Below are 17,393 nucleotides of genomic sequence, written 5' to 3' on the forward strand. Positions count from 1 at the left end.
ACGGATCCGAGGGCCGCCGGGAGAACAAGACGATGAACGCACGAGAACAGATCCGCCCTGATGCCGCTGTAGCAGGCAAGCATGTCGAACCAGCCCGCGGCATGCCCGACGCGGCCCGCAAATATCAACCCTATCCGACCGTTCGCCTCACCGACCGGACCTGGCCCTCGAAGGTCATCGACAAGGCGCCGATCTGGTGTTCGGTCGACCTGCGCGACGGCAACCAGGCACTGATCGACCCGATGGGCCATGAGCGCAAGGCGCGCATGTTCGGCCTGCTGCTCGACATGGGATTCAAGGAGATCGAGATCGGCTTCCCCTCGGCCTCGCAGACCGATTTCGACTTCGCCCGCTGGTGCATCGAGGAAGGCAACGTGCCCGCCGATGTGTCGCTTCAGGTGCTGGTGCAGTGCCGGCCCGAGCTGATCACGCGCACCTTCGAGGCGCTGAAGGGCGCCACCAACCCGATCGTGCATTTCTACAATTCGACCAGCGAATTGCAGCGCCGCGTCGTCTTCGAAAAGGATGTCGGCGGCATCAAGCGCATCGCCACCGACGCGGCCAAGATGATCACCGACATGGCGGCCAAGGCTGGCGGCGGCTATCGCTTCGAATACTCGCCGGAAAGCTTTACCGGCACCGAGCTCGAAGTCGCGCTGGAGATCTGCAACGCCGTCACCGAGATCGTCAGGCCGACGTCGGACAACAAGCTGATCATCAACCTGCCGTCGACGGTCGAGATGTCGACGCCCAACATCTATGCCGACCGCATCGAATGGATGTGCCGCAATCTGGACGCCAGAGAGAACCTGATCATCTCGCTGCATCCGCACAATGACCGCGGCACCGGCATCGCCACCACCGAACTCGGCTTGATGGCGGGCGCGGACCGCGTCGAAGGCACGCTGTTCGGCAATGGCGAGCGCACCGGCAATGTCGACATCGTCACGCTGGCGCTCAACATGTACACACAAGGCGTCGATCCGGGCATCGACTGCTCCGACATCAACCGGATGAAGGACGTCTATGAATATTCGAACCAGTTGAAGATCCCCGAGCGTCACCCCTATGTCGGCGAACTCGTCTACACCGCCTTTTCCGGCTCGCACCAGGACGCCATCAACAAGGGCATGAAGGCGCTGAAAAAGGCCAACACCAGCCTGTGGGAAGTGCCGTATCTGCCGATCGACCCGGCCGATGTCGGCCGCAGCTACGAGGCGATCATCCGCATCAACTCGCAGTCCGGCAAGGGCGGCATCGCCTATGTGCTGCAGGCCGATTACGGCCTCAATCTGCCGCGCAACCTGCAGATCGAATTCAGCCAGGCGATCCAGGCGATCACCGATGCCGAGGGCAAGGAAGTGCCGGCCAAGCGCATCTATGAGCGCTTTCTCGAAACCTATGTCGACCAGCCGGGCGCGCGCCTGAAATTCCTCGACCACCACACCTATCCCGATACAGTGGTCAAGGGCCGGCGCGTGGTCGAGGCAGTGATCCTCGACAAGGGCAAGGAAGTGACCATATCAGGCACCGGCACAGGCCCGATCGACGGCTTCGTCGATGCACTGTCACGCCATGTCGGCGTCGAGATGTCGGTGCTCGATTATTCCGAACACTCGATGCAGCGTGGCTCCAATGCATCCGCCATTTCCTATGTCGAAATGGAATATCCCGGCGGCAAGCTGTTCGGCGCCGGCATCAACACCAACATCGTCGCCGCCTCGCTGGAAGCGGTGACGTCGGCAGCCAACCGCATCGTCGGCCGCAAACCGCGGTAGCATCTACCGACGATTGGCGCGAGAGATCACAGCCACTCTCGCGCCAGCCATTTTTTCAAGCCGAACAAGGCCTTGGCCTCAAACGGCTGACACCGGCGGCACACCAATCCTGTAGCCGGCATCGGCAGCGTCATTAACCACCGGAAAATTATCCGGTGAGGTACGCGATCGCATAACGGGTGTATACTTGTGTGGTGGTGCGAGCCCTATATGATCGCGCCTCAACCTGTGCCGACTTCGAGAGGATCGACACTTGCAGCATGCCACGCCTGCCGCCCCCGCAGTGCGCGAGACACTGGAGCGACTGCTTGCCAGCGAAACGTTCGGACGGTCCGAGCGTGCGCGCAAGCTGATCCGTTATCTCGTAGAACGCGAGCAGGCCGGCGAAGCCGACAGGCTCAAGGGCTTTTCCATCGCCATGGACGTCTTCGGCAAGGACGGCGATTTCGATCCGTCGACCGATGCCGTGGTGCGGGTGCAGGCAGGCCGGCTGCGCGAATTGCTGCAACAGTATTTCGCCAATGAAGGCATCGCCGAGCCCGTCCGCATCGCCATTCCACGCGGCGGCTACGTCCCGGCCTATGAGCTCAACGCGATCCGACTGCCGGAAGCGGCCAAACCTGTAGAGCAGACGCCAGCGTCGGCAGCTCCGGCCGAGGACCCAGGTGCTGCCGAGGATGCCGTTGCGCCCGCCGCGTTGCTGGCGCCGGCGGCGGCACCCGTGCCCTCGGTGGCGCGCCATCTCACGTTCTTCTGGATGGCGATCGTTGTGGTCATCGCCATGCTTGGCGTCCTGATCCTGCGCCAGGGCGGCGGCGCGCTGCTCGCCGGCGGCGATCTGCCGGCGACGTTCGAGAGCGCCGGCCTGACCAGCAGCATCGCGCCGTCCCCGGCCAGCGAGGCCCTGCCGCTCGTCTACATCGCCGTCAAGGCCAGCGGCGCGGACGCCAGCCGCGTCGCCGCGTCGTTGCGTGCCGGCCTGAGCGGCTTCGATACCATCGACTTTATCGGCCGCGACACGGTCGACAAGACCGACCCGGTCGCCAGTGCAACGAGCTTCATGTTCGATGTCCTGCCTGGACCGGGCGCGGGCGAGATCACCATCGAGCTGCAGAGCGTGGCGACCGGACGTGTGCTTTTGTCGCGCAACCTGACAGCCGCCGACAGCGCGCCATCGGCCGTCGAGGACCGTATCGCCGGCATCCTGAGTTCGGCACTGCCCGCGTCCGGCACGATCTACAACTATATCGAGCAGAGCGGCATTCAGAACGGCCTGACGCAGTGCCTGCTGCTCAACGGCAAATACTATCTCGATCAGAACGCCAGAACCCACGAGGCCGCCTATCGCTGCCTCGAAACCCTTGCCGAGAACGGCGCAAAATCGTCGCTTGTTTACTCCGAGCTCGCCTCGCTGCACCTCGAGGCCGTGAACGACCATTACGCCTATCCGCCGGATGCGACGATCGAGAAGGCGATGACATTCGCCCATCGCGCCGTGCAGATGGGCCCGACCAGTCCCTATGCGCATCGTTCCTACGGCTACATCAATTCGCGTCTTGGCAATGCCGACGAGGCGCTGCGTTGGATGCGCAAGGCCCATGATCTCAACCCCTATGACGTCTCCATGGCGGCCGCCTATGGTTATGGGTTGGTCTTCGCCGGCCGCTACGCCGAGGGAACACCCCTTCTGGCTCATGCGGTGGATGCCTCCAGCGGCCATCCGACATGGTGGGATTTCGGGCTTTTCGCCGGCGAGTTGATGCTCGGCGACACGAGCAAGGCCGCGATCGCCAGCTCCGCACTGAGAACCACGGCAACGAAATCGCACTATCTTGCCGCCCGGCTGATCGGCGCCAGGATCTCCGGTCAGGACAGCCTGGCACGCAAGCTGCTCGATGAACTCACCACCAAATTCCCCAAATTCGCCGCCAATCCTCGCGCGACCTTCATTGACCGAAAATATCCGGCCGACCTGACCGAGCGGCTGATCGGCGCCTTGCGCGCCGCCGGGCTCGGCGACGCCAGCTGAAGTTCAACAGACACCGGCCATTGGACCAATGGAATTGCCGTGCGGTCGCGCACGGAGAACAAGGGCCCCCAATCGGGCTGATTTGCCGGCTTCCGCTGGACAAACCCCATTGAATTACAGGCTCGCCTTCGCGAACAATCGCGAAAATTTTACTGGCTATGACGCTGGGTGAAGCGCAATCCAGCCGCATTTGGTGTCAGGTCCGCGCTTTTCACAATCCGCAACAAGCTCCCACCTTCATGATTTCATCGCTCTATGCCGCCGAACAAGGATCTGGTTCGAAGACCATCGTCCTGCTGCACGGTTTTGGCGGTAGCCACAACGTCTGGCGCGACGTGATCGCCTCGCTCGCCCCTTCCGCGTGCACGCTTGCCTATGACCTGCCGGGACATGGCCTGTCGTTCGACTTTGCCGGTGCCGGGCCCGCAAAGGTGGCAGCAAGGGCCGTTCTTGCCGACCTTGCGGCACGCAAGGTCAAACGCATCCATCTCGTTGGTCATTCGATGGGCGGAGCGGTGGCGACCTTGATGGCTCTGGCCGAGCCGGAGAAGGTGGCCTCGCTGACGCTTCTGGCGCCTGGCGGCTTCGGCCCGGAGATCAACGGGCCGCTGTTGCGCCGCTATGCCGTCGCACGGAGCCCGTCCGAGATCCTCGCCTGCCTTGCCGCCATGTCGGGTCCACTGGCGCGACCTTTTGATCACATCGCCGATATGCTCTGCGAGATGCGCAAGCGGCCCGGACAATCGGAAAAACTCGTCGAGATCGCCGCCGCCATGACCAGGGACGACCGCCAAGGCGTCATCCCGCGTGAACTGTTGGACAGGCTGGCCATGCCGGTGATGGTGGTATGGGGCAGTGATGACGCGGTGCTGCCCTACACCCAGGCCGACGACCTGCCGGCGCGCTTTCATGTGCATCACGTGCTGCAGGCCGGCCACATGCTGATCGAGGAAGCGCCCGATCTGATCGCCAACGTCATCCGGCGCAATATGAACCGTCGCGCCAGGCCCGTTCGCCCCAAACTCGCTGCCGCGGCCAGTTGAGTTGCTTAATGCATGTCGCCCGAAAGTGACCTCGGTTTTGGGAGAACGACATGCATGAAACAAAGATCTGAAGCGCGTCGCGCAACGCGACGCGCTTCAGCGCAACATCCTAGACCGCCTCTGTCCGCTTCATCTCGCCAGTGCATTTTGCCGGCGTCTGTGTTAACCCCGTGTTAACCAAACCCGCGAGGCAGACGCCGATGAAGGACGCAGGCGAAAAGATCGATCCGTCGAGAAAACTGTCCGATGCCATCCGTGATGTGAAGAACGCCTTCGCCGACCGCGACGATGTCGTCGTCGACATGCGCGAGGCGCATCGCATGCGCCTCGATCTCCTGGCCGCCGAACTCGCACCCGTCTTTGCCGATGTGCCCGCCGACATGGACAATTTCGACTTCGTCGTTTCGTCAGGGCTGCAGCCGCGCCTGTGGATCGATGCCGTCAGTCATGTCGCTATGGGGCGCGACCGCCGCACCTACCGCTTCCTCAAGGACACCCGCATCGGCCGTGTGGTGCTGGCCGAATTGACCGAGATGAAGCCAGTTGCCGATTCCGTGACCCGCTATGTCGCCGAGCGCATCGTCGAGCGCCAGAGGATGATGGAGGGCGGGGTCGAGCCGGCCGTCGCCGGCATGAGGCGTGCCGAGGTGGCGGAGGCCGAGCCGCCGCTGCGGTCGCCGCAACGCGGCAAAGGCTGGTCGGCCTTCCTGTCAGGCCTTGGCCTGGTCGCCGCCGGCGCGCTGGTCGGCCTGGCGGTGTCGGTCGCCTTGTTCTGGGACCGCCTCGTGGCGATGGTGTTCAGCCTGCGGCCATAGAAGCGCTGGCCTCCACACCCAGTTCCAAGGTCTGCAGATCGGCGGGCGGTATCGCCGGCCCGGTCAGGCCGCGCCGCGTCAGGCGGATGCGCCAATTGCCCTTTTCGCCATCGATATCGAACAGATTGTACTGTGCGGCCGGATGCTTGCCACCCGGCGCCTGGCCAGCGGCGGCGACACCGACCACTGGAACCTTGGTGCCGCGCAGCCCGATCTGGAACAACGACGGCAGATGCGAATGACCGTGCAGGACGAGCTCCGCACCGTTCTTGCGAATGACCTTGTGGAAGCGGGCGATGCCGAACAGCCGCTTGTGCTGCGAAACGGCGCCGCGCACCGGCGGATGGTGGATCATGATCGCGCGAAACAGGCCTTGCCCGGCCGTATCGCGCAGGATCTTGCCGAGCCGGTCCGCCTGCCCTTCCATGAAGAAGCCATTGGCCATGAAGGGGGCCGTGGCGCGCGCCGTCGAGACGCCGATCAGCGCGACATTGCCGCGCACGCGCAGATAGGGGAACGCGTTGCGGTCGACCGGCGTGTTGACGCCGTCGCCGCTCATCCAGGCCGCCCATGAGCGGCAGACCTTGTCGAAGGCGCCGGGCACATAGGCGTCGTGGTTTCCCGGAACCACGGAAACGTCGTTCGGCGATCCCAGCGTCTCCAGCCAGTGCTTGGCCATCTCGATCTCGCCGTCGAGCGCCAAATTGACGAGGTCGCCGGTGACGGCGAGGTGGTCGGGGTTCTGCGCCTTGATGTCGGCGGTGATGGCGTCGATGACGGCGTCATGCATATGGCGCCGGCGATTGCGTTGCCAGTTGACGTAGCCGAGCACGCGCTTGGAGGCGAGATCGCGATAGGATACATCGGGGAGCGGCCCCAGATGGACATCTGAAATATGCGCGAGCCTGAACATCCATCCCTCATAGGCGACCAGCGCCCCGCTTTCCACTCAAGGTTTCCTTATCACCCACGGTTTCGCACCTGATGGCAAATCCGGACGACATCTTCCGCCAGACCGGCTGGTCGGGTTTGCGGGCCAGGTTGTTCCATCTCTATTTCGTACTGCGGCGGCCAATGACACTCGGCGTGCGCGGCCTCGTCCATGATACCGCGACGAATTCCGTTTTCCTGATCCGCCATACCTATGTGCCCGGCTGGCAGCTTCCCGGTGGGGGCGTCGAGGTCGGAGAAACGCTGGCCGAGGCGCTGGTGCGCGAACTCGCCGAGGAAGGCAACATCGCGCTGAACGCGCCGGCGGTGCTGAAGTCGATGCACTTCAACCGCCGCTCCAGCCGCCGCGACCATGTCGGCTTTTACGTCATCGAGCAATTCAGTCAGACGATACCGAAGCTGCCGGACCACGAGATCGCCGAGGCCGGCTTCTTCCCGCTCGATGGTTTGCCGGAGGGAACGACGCCGGCAACGCTGCGACGTATCGCCGAGGTTTTTGAGGAGGAACCCGCGTCGCCCTATTGGTAAGCATGCCTTTCCTGAAGGCCGAGCTTGACAGACAGGCTCGCATCAACACGGAAACCTTCCGATAGCGACCATCCCCGCCGCGGGGACTGCAGATCTCAGGTCGCGAACCTTGCCCGGTCATGCGGCGCGCCATAGTCCAGTTCCGGCCCCACCGGCACGATCCGTGTCGGATTGATCGTTTCGTGGCTGCCGTAATAATGCGCCTTGATATGATGGAGGTTCACGGTCGCGGCGACACCTGGCACCTGGTAGAGATCGCGCAAATAGTTCGACAGGTTCGGATAGTCGGCGATGCGCTGCAAATTGCATTTGAAATGGCCGACATAGACCGGATCGAAGCGCACCAGCGTGGTGAACAGCCGCCAGTCGGCCTCGGTGATGCGGTCGCCGACGAGATAGCGCTGTTTTGACAGCCGTTCCTCCAACGTATCCAGCGCCGCGAACAATTCGCCGAACGCCTCCTCATAGGCACGCTGCGTGGTGGCGAAGCCGGCGCGGTAGACGCCGTTGTTGACCGCGGGATAGATTAGCGCGTTGACGCGGTCGATCTCATTGCGCAGATCCTCGGGATAGAAATCAAGGCTTGCATCGCCCCATGCGTCGAACGCCGAATTGAGCATGCGGATGATCTCTGAAGACTCGTTGGAGACGATGGTCTGCTCCTTCTTGTCCCAAAGCACCGGCACGGTCACCCGGCCGGAATAGGCGGGATCGGCCTTGGCATAGATCTGGTGCAGGAAATCCAAGCCGTAAAGCGTGTCGCCCGTGGCGCCGTCCTCGGCCAGGAATGTCCAGCCGTTGGCGCCCATGAAATGATGCACGACCGAGACGGAGATGATGCCTTCGAGCCTCTTCAGCGCGCGAAAAATCAGCGTCCGATGCGCCCACGGGCAAGCGAGCGAGACATAGAGATGGTAACGGCCCGGCTCGGCCTTGAAGCCGCGCCTCCGGCCTTCGGCCGGCGCCCCGTCGACGGTGATCCAGTCACGCCATTGCGACTGCGTTCGCACGAACCTGCCGCCATTGTCCGCCGTATCGTACCAACGATCCTGCCACCTGCCCTCGACCAGCAATCCCATGCGAATCTCCTTGCGTCCTTTCACATTATCTAGGCGCAAGCTTGCCCCGCCGAAGACATCAGGCGCTGAACAGACCGTCACTTGACGGAGACGGCGAACACATCAGGCCAATTGCGGCGGCCGAAAATTGATGCTAGCGGACACTCCGCATGTTCGACTTTGCTTTGATCCGGTTTGACCGACGACGAAAGGGCGCCCGCGCTTGATGAAGCGCTGACTGGCGAACGCTGCCGTTTGCAGCAACCTTTCCTCCTCTACCGGAACGCAAAGACCATGAGCCTTGCCGACGTGAAATACCTGCCGGAAACTCCGGCGCACGACCCCGAAATCGAAGCCATCAATGACGAGGCCTTCGGGCCCGGCCGCTTCGTGCTGGCCGCCTACAAGATCCGCGAAGCCGGCGGCCACGAGCGTGCGCTGTCCTTTGTGGCGGTCGATGGCGATCTCGTCGTCGCCTCGGTGCGCATGACCCGCATCGCCGCCGGCGCCGGCCGCGCGCTGATGCTCGGGCCGCTCGCGGTGCGGCCAGCCTTCAAGAATCTCGGCATCGGCCGTCGGCTGGTGGCGATCGCACTCGAAGCGGCTGCAAAGGCCGGCGCGCCCGCCGTCATACTGGTCGGCGACGAGCCCTATTATGGGCCGCTCGGCTTCAAGCGCATCCCGCGCGGCCAGATCTCGATGCCGCGCCCTGTCGATCTCGACCGCCTTTTGTCGCACGAGATCACGCCGGGCGCGGTGGCCAGGCTCACGGGCGAGGTCGGCCATGCCACCCAGGCCAGGGTCGCCGAGCACGTCTAGGCGATGGCTTGACCTTGACCGTCGATCCGGGCCTGATCCGTCCCTGTCTTCTTGGAGCAATTCCGGGAAAATGTGAAACGGTTCGGCGCTTTCGTGAAATAGTGAATTGCTCCGGGAGAGGATGACGCCATGAACCCGAACGGCCAGATCGCGATCGTCACCGGCGGCGGCTCCGGGCTTGGCGAGGCAACGGCGCGTGCCCTTGCCGCCAAGGGTGCCCGCGTCGCCATCTTCGATGTCGGCATCGACCGGGCCGCCAAGGTCGCGGCCGAAATCGGCAGCATTGCCGTGCAATGCGACGTCAGCAGCGCCGACAGTGGCGCCGCCGCCGTCGCCGAGACGGCGAGCAAGCTTGGCGAGCCGCGCCTCCTGGTCAATTGCGCCGGCATCGCCATTGGTATGAAGACCATCGGCAAGGACGGGCCGCACCCGCTCGATCAATACCGCAAGGTGATCGAGGTCAATCTGATCGGCACATTCAACATGATCCGCCTGGTCGCCGACCGCGCCGCCAGGCTCGAGCCGCTGCAGGGCGGCGAACGTGGCGTCATCGTCAACACCGCTTCGGTCGCCGCCTATGACGGCCAGATCGGCCAGGCCGCCTATTCCGCTTCGAAGGGCGGCGTGGTCGGCATGACCCTGCCGGTGGCGCGCGACCTCGCCCGTTCCGGCATCCGCGTCTGCACCATCGCACCCGGCATCTTCAAGACACCGATGATGGCCGGCATGCCGCAGGAGGTGCAGGATTCGCTCGGCGCCGCCGTGCCCTTCCCGTCCCGCCTCGGCGAACCGTCCGAATATGCCGCACTTGCCCTGCACGTCATCGAAAACCAGATGCTGAACGGCGAAACCATCCGCCTCGACGGCGCCATCCGCATGGCGCCGAAGTAGTATCAGTCCAGATGTGCGATGCGGTTTTGGGCGGCTTGCATAGAACGCTTGCCAAAACCGGCATCATCGTCTGATAAGTGGAATATGAAAATCAACTTAGCAGGACGAGACCCTTGGACGATCAAAAGAAGGACGTGATCCGCCAGACCGACGCCGAGGCGATCCGCTTGGCGAAGACGCTTCTGCGCAGCGCCCGCTTCGGCGCCCTGGCGGTGCTGGAGCCGCAGACCGGGTCGCCGCTGGCGAGCCGGGTTGGTGTTGCCACCGATATCGATGGCGCACCGCTGATCCTGGTCTCGATGCTCTCGGCGCACACGCCCGCCATGCTTGCCGATCCACGCTGTTCCCTGCTGCTCGGCGAGCCCGGCAAGGGCGACCCGCTGGCGTATCCGCGCCTGACGCTGATCTGCCAGGCGTCGCGGCTCGAGCGTGGCTCTGACACGCACGCCCGCGCCGAGCGCCGCTATCTCAACCGCAATCCCAAGGCGAGCCTCTATGCCCGGCTCGGCGACTTCTCGATCTTTCGCCTCGAGCCCCAGCGCGCCAGCCTCAATGGCGGTTTCGGCAAGGCCTATCTGCTCGATCGCTCCGATTTCGTCACCGTCGGACCCATCGTCCAAGAGCTTGCGGCGGGCGAACAATCCGCCGTCGAGCACATGAACGCGGACCATCTGGACGCGGTCGCCGTTTACGCGCATCATTACGCCGGGGCATCTGGCGACGGCTGGAGCATTGCCGGTTTGGACGTTGATGGCATGGATCTGGTGTCGGGAGACAATGTTTGCCGCGTATTCTTCCCACAACCGCTGGTATCAGCGCGGGAATTGCGACCCGTTCTGGTCGAAATGGCCAGGGGCGGCCGGGCGGCCGGGCAGGCAAATAATGAAACTTAATTGCATTTGATCAAAAGCAACACTTGAGATTTGAAAGAAATGTTCTACCCTCCAGAGAGGGCGCTGACTCGTCGGTGGCCTTTCGCAAGTGAATTTATGGATTCAGGCACCATTGCCCCCATGGCGCCTCGATGAGCAAACAGCATGGGGCATTCATGGTCTCGACAAAGCTAATCGCAAACGCCGAATCTGCTGCCGAATTTTTGATGCTCATGGGCAACGAAAAGCGGCTGTTGATTATGAGCTATCTGATCGACGGTGAAATGTCGGTCGGCGCCATCGCCGACAAGGTGATGCTCAGCCAATCCGCGCTCTCGCAGCATCTGGCCAAGCTGCGAGCGCTTGACCTCGTGGAAACCCGCCGCGACCGTCAGATGATCTACTACTCCTGCAAATCCGACGCGGTGCGCGAACTGCTTGTCGTGCTGGATGGTATTTTCGGCACCGGCAAGGAGGACCTGTCCCAGATGGCGCAGAGATTGCGCCGCGCCGGGACTTGACCGGACGCTCCTGCGCCCGCTTACCTCGCTGACGATTTCCGGAGCGTGGCTTGTGCGTCTCTCCCGACGCGCGGACCACGCTCTCGATATTTGAGCGCAGGACATGGACCCAATCCGCATCGACGACCCACGGGATTCGCGCGTCGCCGCCTATCTCGATATCCGCGAGCGCGATCTTGCCGGCCGGCAAGGCCGTTTCGTCGCCGAAGGCAAAGTGGTCCTCGACCTGCTTCTGTCGTCCGGCCGCTTCGGCGCCGAATCCATTCTTGTCCTGGAAAACCGGCTCGACGGCCTGGAGGACATCCTGCACAAGGCGCCGGCGGACCTGCCGGTCTACATCGTCACCAGCGCGGTGATGGATGCGATCGCCGGCTTCCACATGCATCGCGGCATCCTGGCCATCGGCCGCAAGGAGACGCCGCAAGCGGTCGGACCGTTGCTGGATGCCCTGTCCGGCCAGGCCCTGGTGGTGGTGCTCGTCGGCATCGCCAACCACGACAATATGGGCTCGATCTTCCGCAACGCCGCCGCCTTCGGCGCCGATGCGGTGCTGATGGATGCGACATGCTGCGATCCGCTTTACCGCAAGGCGATCCGTGTTTCCGTCGGCGCCGCGCTCAAGATCCCGTTTGCGTCCTTCACCGACACGTCAGGCTTTACGGCGACGCTCGCCGAACGGGGTTTTGAACAATTCGCCCTATCGCCGCGCGGAAATACCGACATACGCGACGCAAGGCCGGCCCAGCGCCTGGCGCTCTATCTCGGCACCGAGGGCGAAGGCCTGCCAGAAAGCCTGCTGGCGCGCCTGCAAACCGTGCGGATCACCATGTCGAAAGGCTTCGACAGCCTGAATGTCGCCGCCGCGTCAGCCATTGCCCTGCATCACTTCTCGAATCGTTGAGCAAGGGCGGCGGCGGGGCACCGCCGTTTCAGTTCGCGTCCGCCTTCTGCAAGGCCCGCACGCGGTCGGCGAGGCTGCGGTCGCCGCCGCTGGATCGGCTGTCCTGCGGCGCCGCCAGCGCCTTGGCGATCGGGGAATCGGGCCCCTCGAGCTTGGCCGTCAGGTGGACGACTTCAGCCGCCAGCTCGTTCATCTGCTCGCGCAGCGCGGCACTGGCATTCGCCGTGCCGGACGATGCCGCGGCGCCGAGATCCGCCTTGAGCCGCTTGTTCTCGCGCGCCAGTGCCGTCAGCCTGGCCTCCAGCCGCTCGCGGTCGCTATCGAGCTTGGCGATCGCCTGGTCCAGATCATCGCGCTGTTTGGCATCGTCATGCCTGCCCGCTTCATCCGGCTTGCCGACCAGCCGCAAGGCCGGTGCGCCATCCTCGGCCTTCGCCTTTTCGCGCAGCCGCGCCAGCTCCTTTTCGCGGCGGTCGAGCTTGTCCTCGCGATCGGCGAGCGTCGCCAGCAGCCGTTCGACCTTCTTGTCGAGTTCGGCCACCCTTTTCTTCTCCGCCTTCAGCGCGTCGCGCGCGGCCTTGCTTTCGGCCGCGATCTCCTGCTGGCGCCGGTCCGCTTCCTTGCGCTGGCCGCGCAGCAGCGCGATATCGCTGGCCAGCTTCTGCAATTCGGACTCCCGCGCCACGAGCTCGATCTGGCGGCTGGAGGAGGAAAAACTGGCATCGTCATACATGTGCTCCAGCTTTTCGAGCTCGAGCGCCCGCTTCTCCAGCTTGCGTTCGGTTTCCTTGAGCAGCTCCGAAAGCCGGTGCAGTTCCTCTTCGCGCTGCCGCAGCGCCTCGTTCTTGGCGCCGAGTTCGGCGAGTGCGTGGTTCTTGTCCGTCCGTTCGATCGCCAGCCCCTTCAACGCCTCGTGGCCACGACTGATCTCGACGAGCTGTTCGGCCGCTTTCTCGCGCAGCGCCTTGACGTTCATTTCGAGGCGGCGGTTTGCCATGGCGTATTCCGCCCGGATGCGGTCCTTGTCTGCCTGGATTTCGGTCTGCGTCAGCGGGATGGAGGCCTCGACGCGCTTGCGGGTCAACGCGACGGCACGGCGCCAGACGGCCGGAGCCACCATCAGCGCCAGAAGGCCGGCGCCGAGAAAGCCGAGGGCAAAGAACAGGACCGACTGAACCAAAGGACTACCCGCTATCGGCGGCAACCGCCGGAACTGGACCGCATCACACTGGCATGGCGGAAATCCGGCGCTGCGGCAAGAGCTTGCCACAGCGTGTGGAGGGTCAAAGGCCTACAATTCCCATCGAAAACTTGGCATTGCGGTCATGACGGGTGGACTTTAGAACGGATTCCAGGTGGCTCGCTCGGTCAGCTTTAGATAGCCAAGATTGACGCCGAGCCGGGCGCCGACGCCGGTGCGGATCGGCACCAGAAGCACGTTGTTGTTCTTCAGCACATTGAAGCCGACGCCCGCCACCACATAGGCCGAACCGGCGACGCCGCCATAGCGGTTGTAGAGGTTGCTGACATCGTCGAGATTGTAGACCAGCATCATCACCCGGGACCCCTCGCCGCCGAAATCCCAACCCAGCGACGGGCCTTGCCAGAACACTTTGTGATCGCCGGCATTCTTGGTGTAGAGCGTGCCTTCGCCGTAGGTCAGGCCGCCGATCAGCGCACCCGACCCCTCCTCACCGAGCAGATAGCCATTGGGCAGGCCGTAGGAGGCGAAGATCTTCTCGACGACCGTGGCGAGCCCACCCGATGTCGCGCCGAAGAACTTGTGACCGGAATCGACAATCTCCTGAGCGGTGTACTCCTGGGCCCTCAGGGCTGAAGTCGAGAAGACGAAAACGCCCATGAGCGTGATCGCCATTGAGCAGACACGGATAAACTTCCGGCCTGAGATGACACGGAGGAAACTCCGGTCGTAGAATCGGGAAAACATGCTTCCAATCTCCGTCATGGAGCACTTTCGCCGACGCCTCGCATCCGGTCCGGCTCTTTAGGCGGCCGTTAAGGATGACTGTTAGGGGCAAACTATGCCGTAATCCTTTTTCAACCATTAACTCCCACAGGAAGATGGCGGTTCGAAGGCTGGCTTTTGGGGTCGCGCGGCGCTGAAAGTCTGCGCAAACGCGCCATTTGCCGACGACAATTTTGGATTTGTTGCTGTACGTACGGGTGCTGTGTATTCAGAAAGCCTCGGGTTGAGGCGTGATTCGTGTGGGCAGGCGCGACGATCAATCGCTCGGCCAGGAATTGTGGAATTTTGCAGGGATTTTCACCGATGGCCGATCTGTTCACCCTTTCCGCGCCTGACCTCGCGGCGCTTCTGTGCAGCCGCGTCTGTCACGACATTATCTCGCCGGTCGGCGCGATCAACAATGGGCTTGAACTGCTTGACGAGGGCGGCGCCGACGAAGACGCCATGCGGCTCATCCGCCAGAGCGCCAAGAACGCCTCGGCCCGGTTGCAGTTCGCCCGCATCGCCTTCGGCGCGGCAGGCTCCGCTGGCATGCTTATAGACACCGGCGACGCCGAAGCGGTGGCGATCGCCTTCCTCAAGAACGAAAAGCCGGAACTGACCTGGAACGGGGCGCGCGCGCTGCTGCCCAAGAACAAGGTCAAGTTGCTGCTCAACCTGATCCTCGTCGCCAACGCCGCCATTCCGCGTGGCGGCAAGCTGGTCGTCACCCTCGAGAATCTCGAAACCGAGCCGCGCATTTCTCTTTCGGCAAGCGGTCCGATGCTGCGCGTGCCGCCGAAATTCCTCGAACTGCATTCCGGTCACAAGCCGGAAGAGCCGATCGATGCGCATTCGGTGCAGCCCTACTACACGCTGCTGCTGGCCCGCGAGGCCGGCATGACGATATCGATCCATGCGACGGCGGAAGAAATCGTGCTTTCGGCAGCCTGAGCGTCCGGCCGGCTTGCCGGGAGAACAAAGTATTTCAACGGCGTAATATTGCCGTGACGGCTCAATCCGCAGCGGCAGCGAAGCATTCGCGAAGAAAAGCCTCTCCGGCGGCATCTTTCCAAAAATTTTACCTAAAGACTTTTCGGGTTCTTTACCAGATCGGCCTAGGGTGCTCGTCAGATGCCCCGCACGACCGGATTGCCCCAAGGCAAAGAGGACCCGGAAATGAAACGCTGCATGTTCGTCGACGATTCAAGCGTCATCAGGAAGGTTGCAAAACGCATCCTGGGTGGCTCCGACATGGTGGTCATCGAAGCAGCCAGCGGGCTTGACGCACTGGAGATGTGCGCCGCCGACATGCCCGACATCATCGTCGTCGACGGTGCCCTGCCGGACGTACAGGCGGTTGACCTCATCCGCCGCGTGCGCGCCATGGAAAGCCCGATAAGGCCGCAGATCCTGATCTCGCTGGTCGAGCTCGACATCGCCTCGATCATGCGGGCCAAGCGCGCCGGCGCCCAGGGCTATCTCCTGAAGCCGTTCAATCGCCCGCAATTGCTCGAGCGCTTTCGCAACCTGAAAATCGCAGCTTGAGGCAGCAGAGGCCGCTCATCGCTGATCAATGACGCAAAAAACCCGGCCGAAGCCGGGTTTTCTGTTGAAGATGAAAAATGATTCGGGCGGCGCTTACCGCTCAGGCGCTGACGCGGATGTCTTCGGGTTCGCGCAGCACGTAGCCGCGGCCCCAGACCGTCTCGATGTAGTTCTGGCCACCGGATGCCGCGTCGAGCTTCTTGCGCAACTTGCAGATGAAGACGTCGATGATCTTCAATTCCGGCTCATCCATGCCGCCATAGAGGTGGTTGAGGAACATTTCCTTGGTCAGCGTGGTGCCCTTGCGCAGCGAGAGCAGTTCCAGCATCTGGTATTCCTTGCCGGTGAGGTGCACGCGCTGGCCGCCGACCTCGACGGTCTTGGCGTCGAGGTTGACCACCAGGTCACCGGTGGTGATGACCGACTGGGCGTGGCCCTTGGAGCGCCGCACGATGGCATGGATGCGCGCCACCAGCTCGTCCTTGTGGAACGGCTTGGTCATGTAGTCGTCAGCGCCGAAACCGAGGCCGCGCACCTTGTCCTCGATACCGGCCATGCCGGACAGGATCAGGATCGGCGTCTTTACCTTGGACAGGCGAAGCGTTCTCAAGACCTCGTAGCCGGACATGTCGGGCAGGTTGAGATCGAGAAGGATGATATCGTAGTCGTAGAGTTTGCCCAGATCGACACCCTCTTCGCCGAGGTCCGTCGTATAGACGTTGAAACTTTCCGATTTCAGCATCAGTTCGATGCTTTGTGCGGTTGCACTGTCATCTTCTATCAGCAGAACACGCATTTCATTCCCCTTTTCTGCTGCCGGACCATTTCACGACCCGTCCTGCCCCGGAGCAGTGGTTGCCTTGTGCAGAGGCTGCCATTGAATGGTTAACAAAACCTAATTTCCCGTCCATGACGGTATCAGATTTTTTAACCCCTATCTACACCCTCTTGAATCTAATAACGAATCTCATACCCAAATTCCTAATGCAACACATTAACAACCTGGACTAAGCGACTCCAGGGACTCATCGACGCGCCTTCGCTTCGGCGACCGGAATTTTTACCCGGCCTTAAGTCCTGACCCGTATGATTAACAATGCCCGTAAACGAATGGTTACCGCCGGCAAAAAACTTTAGGGTTTTGTTTCCCATAGTTCGGGAGATGCCGGTGGACACGGGCAATGCCTGGGCCTTTCCAGGTGGTTTGGACGATATGTGCGGGTGTGCGTTTCCGGGAGTACCGAATCATGAAGTCACGTGAAAACCTCGTTCGGCTGAAACAGTTTCAGGTGAATGAGAAGCGGCGGCAGCTGCTGCAGCTCGACATGATGATCGCCGAGTTCGAACGCATGGCCGTCGAACTGGAGCTTCAGATCACCGCCGAGGAAAAGAAAGCCGGCATCACCGACATCAATCATTTCGCCTATCCGACCTTCGCCAAGGCGGCGCGCTTGCGCCGCGACAACCTCAGAAATTCGCAAAGCGACCTCGCCCAACAGCGAAGCACTGCCGAATCATTACTCGGCGAAGCTGAAGCGGAGCTTTCCAAAGCTGAAATGCTGGAATCGCGCGACACCAAGGTCCGCGAAGCCGAAACCGGCGGCCGCAGCGCCATGATCGGCTGACCCGGCGAGATCGGCACCGGCGCGGGCGGGGAGCTCATCGGGCCATCG

General features: G+C 62.6%; 18 protein-coding genes. 13 read left to right on the top strand and 5 right to left on the bottom strand.

What is annotated here, in order from left to right:
- The first annotated feature begins 32 nt into the window (after window positions 1–32).
- From leuA to ACLGL5_RS33610, 4 genes are all read left to right on the top strand, one after another.
- A complete protein-coding gene (gene leuA, locus ACLGL5_RS33595; RefSeq protein ID WP_083246879.1) occupies window positions 33–1,778 on the top strand; it encodes a 2-isopropylmalate synthase in 1,746 nt (581 codons plus the stop codon).
- Between the two features lie 253 nt (window positions 1,779–2,031).
- The gene (locus ACLGL5_RS33600) at window positions 2,032–3,807 is read left to right on the top strand and encodes a tetratricopeptide repeat protein (RefSeq protein WP_069093012.1); all 1,776 of its coding nucleotides are present in this window, start codon (window positions 2,032–2,034) and stop codon (window positions 3,805–3,807) included.
- 239 nt (window positions 3,808–4,046) lie between these two features.
- Complete coding sequence (locus ACLGL5_RS33605) at window positions 4,047–4,850, top strand: alpha/beta fold hydrolase (RefSeq protein WP_069093521.1); 804 nt, start codon at window positions 4,047–4,049, stop codon at window positions 4,848–4,850.
- A 200-nt stretch (window positions 4,851–5,050) separates the two neighbouring features.
- Window positions 5,051–5,665 (top strand): hypothetical protein, encoded by a 615-nt coding sequence (locus ACLGL5_RS33610; RefSeq protein ID WP_494372842.1) that lies wholly within the window; start codon window positions 5,051–5,053, stop codon window positions 5,663–5,665.
- Here the strand turns inward: ACLGL5_RS33610 and ACLGL5_RS33615 are convergent.
- On the bottom strand, window positions 5,649–6,578 hold the full coding sequence (locus tag ACLGL5_RS33615; RefSeq protein WP_081295907.1) for a metallophosphoesterase family protein: 930 nt from the start codon (window positions 6,576–6,578) through the stop codon (window positions 5,649–5,651). The two genes, ACLGL5_RS33610 and ACLGL5_RS33615, sit on opposite strands and share 17 nt — an antisense overlap.
- A 71-nt stretch (window positions 6,579–6,649) precedes the next feature.
- Between ACLGL5_RS33615 and ACLGL5_RS33620 the strand changes: the two genes are divergently transcribed.
- The gene (locus ACLGL5_RS33620) at window positions 6,650–7,144 is read left to right on the top strand and encodes an NUDIX domain-containing protein (protein WP_019860745.1); all 495 of its coding nucleotides are present in this window, start codon (window positions 6,650–6,652) and stop codon (window positions 7,142–7,144) included.
- A 95-nt stretch (window positions 7,145–7,239) separates the two neighbouring features.
- Here the strand turns inward: ACLGL5_RS33620 and ACLGL5_RS33625 are convergent, their stop codons facing one another.
- Window positions 7,240–8,223 (bottom strand): glutathione S-transferase family protein, encoded by a 984-nt coding sequence (locus tag ACLGL5_RS33625; RefSeq protein ID WP_069093014.1) that lies wholly within the window; start codon window positions 8,221–8,223, stop codon window positions 7,240–7,242.
- A gap of 273 nt (window positions 8,224–8,496) precedes the next feature.
- Between ACLGL5_RS33625 and ACLGL5_RS33630 the strand changes: the two genes are divergently transcribed.
- The 5 genes from ACLGL5_RS33630 (at window position 8,497) to ACLGL5_RS33650 (ending at window position 12,206) form a co-directional block, all read left to right on the top strand.
- Window positions 8,497–9,021: a GNAT family N-acetyltransferase gene (locus ACLGL5_RS33630; protein WP_038653290.1), complete on the top strand. Its 525-nt coding sequence runs from the start codon at window positions 8,497–8,499 to the stop codon at window positions 9,019–9,021.
- 129 nt (window positions 9,022–9,150) lie between these two features.
- The gene (locus ACLGL5_RS33635) at window positions 9,151–9,912 is read left to right on the top strand and encodes a 3-hydroxyacyl-CoA dehydrogenase (protein WP_069093015.1); all 762 of its coding nucleotides are present in this window, start codon (window positions 9,151–9,153) and stop codon (window positions 9,910–9,912) included.
- A gap of 113 nt (window positions 9,913–10,025) precedes the next feature.
- On the top strand, window positions 10,026–10,805 hold the full coding sequence (locus ACLGL5_RS33640) for a HugZ family pyridoxamine 5'-phosphate oxidase (protein WP_069093016.1): 780 nt from the start codon (window positions 10,026–10,028) through the stop codon (window positions 10,803–10,805).
- Window positions 10,806–10,960: 155 nt separating this feature from the next.
- Complete coding sequence (locus tag ACLGL5_RS33645) at window positions 10,961–11,305, top strand: ArsR/SmtB family transcription factor (RefSeq protein ID WP_027047319.1); 345 nt, start codon at window positions 10,961–10,963, stop codon at window positions 11,303–11,305.
- A 103-nt stretch (window positions 11,306–11,408) separates the two neighbouring features.
- Window positions 11,409–12,206, top strand: coding sequence for a TrmH family RNA methyltransferase (locus tag ACLGL5_RS33650; protein WP_069093017.1), 798 nt, complete (start codon window positions 11,409–11,411; stop codon window positions 12,204–12,206).
- Window positions 12,207–12,234: 28 nt separating this feature from the next.
- On the opposite strand, the gene ACLGL5_RS33655 is transcribed toward ACLGL5_RS33650, so the two are convergent.
- Both ACLGL5_RS33655 and ACLGL5_RS33660 read right to left on the bottom strand, forming a co-directional pair.
- Window positions 12,235–13,386, bottom strand: a complete 1,152-nt coding sequence (locus ACLGL5_RS33655) for a coiled-coil domain-containing protein (RefSeq protein WP_069093018.1) — start codon at window positions 13,384–13,386, stop codon at window positions 12,235–12,237.
- Between the two features lie 159 nt (window positions 13,387–13,545).
- The gene (locus tag ACLGL5_RS33660) at window positions 13,546–14,082 is read right to left on the bottom strand and encodes a DUF1134 domain-containing protein (protein ID WP_245307221.1); all 537 of its coding nucleotides are present in this window, start codon (window positions 14,080–14,082) and stop codon (window positions 13,546–13,548) included.
- 414 nt (window positions 14,083–14,496) lie between these two features.
- Between ACLGL5_RS33660 and chpT the strand changes: the two genes are divergently transcribed.
- Window positions 14,497–15,126, top strand: a complete 630-nt coding sequence (gene chpT / locus ACLGL5_RS33665; protein WP_019860754.1) for a histidine phosphotransferase ChpT — start codon at window positions 14,497–14,499, stop codon at window positions 15,124–15,126.
- A gap of 225 nt (window positions 15,127–15,351) precedes the next feature.
- Entirely contained in the window at window positions 15,352–15,720 is a 369-nt protein-coding gene (locus tag ACLGL5_RS33670) for a response regulator (RefSeq protein WP_019860755.1), read from the top strand.
- Between the two features lie 100 nt (window positions 15,721–15,820).
- On the opposite strand, the gene ctrA is transcribed toward ACLGL5_RS33670, so the two are convergent.
- A complete protein-coding gene (gene ctrA, locus ACLGL5_RS33675; RefSeq protein ID WP_006203583.1) occupies window positions 15,821–16,516 on the bottom strand; it encodes a response regulator transcription factor CtrA in 696 nt (231 codons plus the stop codon).
- Window positions 16,517–16,967: 451 nt separating this feature from the next.
- Here ctrA and ACLGL5_RS33680 point away from each other — a divergent pair, with 451 nt between their 5' ends.
- Entirely contained in the window at window positions 16,968–17,345 is a 378-nt protein-coding gene (locus ACLGL5_RS33680) for a flagellar export protein FliJ (RefSeq protein ID WP_027047321.1), read from the top strand.
- Window positions 17,346–17,393: the final 48 nt, after the last annotated feature.

It is taken from the genome of Mesorhizobium sp. U510, from assembly GCF_059180695.1.

Bases quoted from the DNA above. Each gene is read 5' to 3' on its own strand.
- leuA (WP_083246879.1), top strand. From the start codon at position 33: ATGAACGCACGAGAACAGATCCGCCCTGATGCCGCTGTAGCAGGCAAG.
- ACLGL5_RS33605 (WP_069093521.1), top strand. From the start codon at position 4,047: ATGATTTCATCGCTCTATGCCGCCGAACAAGGATCTGGTTCGAAGACC.
- ACLGL5_RS33610 (WP_494372842.1), top strand. From the start codon at position 5,051: ATGAAGGACGCAGGCGAAAAGATCGATCCGTCGAGAAAACTGTCCGAT.
- ACLGL5_RS33615 (WP_081295907.1), bottom strand. From the start codon at position 6,578: ATGTTCAGGCTCGCGCATATTTCAGATGTCCATCTGGGGCCGCTCCCC.
- ACLGL5_RS33620 (WP_019860745.1), top strand. From the start codon at position 6,650: ATGGCAAATCCGGACGACATCTTCCGCCAGACCGGCTGGTCGGGTTTG.
- ACLGL5_RS33625 (WP_069093014.1), bottom strand. From the start codon at position 8,223: ATGGGATTGCTGGTCGAGGGCAGGTGGCAGGATCGTTGGTACGATACG.
- ACLGL5_RS33630 (WP_038653290.1), top strand. From the start codon at position 8,497: ATGAGCCTTGCCGACGTGAAATACCTGCCGGAAACTCCGGCGCACGAC.
- ACLGL5_RS33635 (WP_069093015.1), top strand. From the start codon at position 9,151: ATGAACCCGAACGGCCAGATCGCGATCGTCACCGGCGGCGGCTCCGGG.
- ACLGL5_RS33645 (WP_027047319.1), top strand. From the start codon at position 10,961: ATGGTCTCGACAAAGCTAATCGCAAACGCCGAATCTGCTGCCGAATTT.
- ACLGL5_RS33650 (WP_069093017.1), top strand. From the start codon at position 11,409: ATGGACCCAATCCGCATCGACGACCCACGGGATTCGCGCGTCGCCGCC.
- ACLGL5_RS33660 (WP_245307221.1), bottom strand. From the start codon at position 14,082: ATGGCGATCACGCTCATGGGCGTTTTCGTCTTCTCGACTTCAGCCCTG.
- chpT (WP_019860754.1), top strand. From the start codon at position 14,497: ATGGCCGATCTGTTCACCCTTTCCGCGCCTGACCTCGCGGCGCTTCTG.
- ACLGL5_RS33670 (WP_019860755.1), top strand. From the start codon at position 15,352: ATGAAACGCTGCATGTTCGTCGACGATTCAAGCGTCATCAGGAAGGTT.
- ctrA (WP_006203583.1), bottom strand. From the start codon at position 16,516: ATGCGTGTTCTGCTGATAGAAGATGACAGTGCAACCGCACAAAGCATC.
- ACLGL5_RS33680 (WP_027047321.1), top strand. From the start codon at position 16,968: ATGAAGTCACGTGAAAACCTCGTTCGGCTGAAACAGTTTCAGGTGAAT.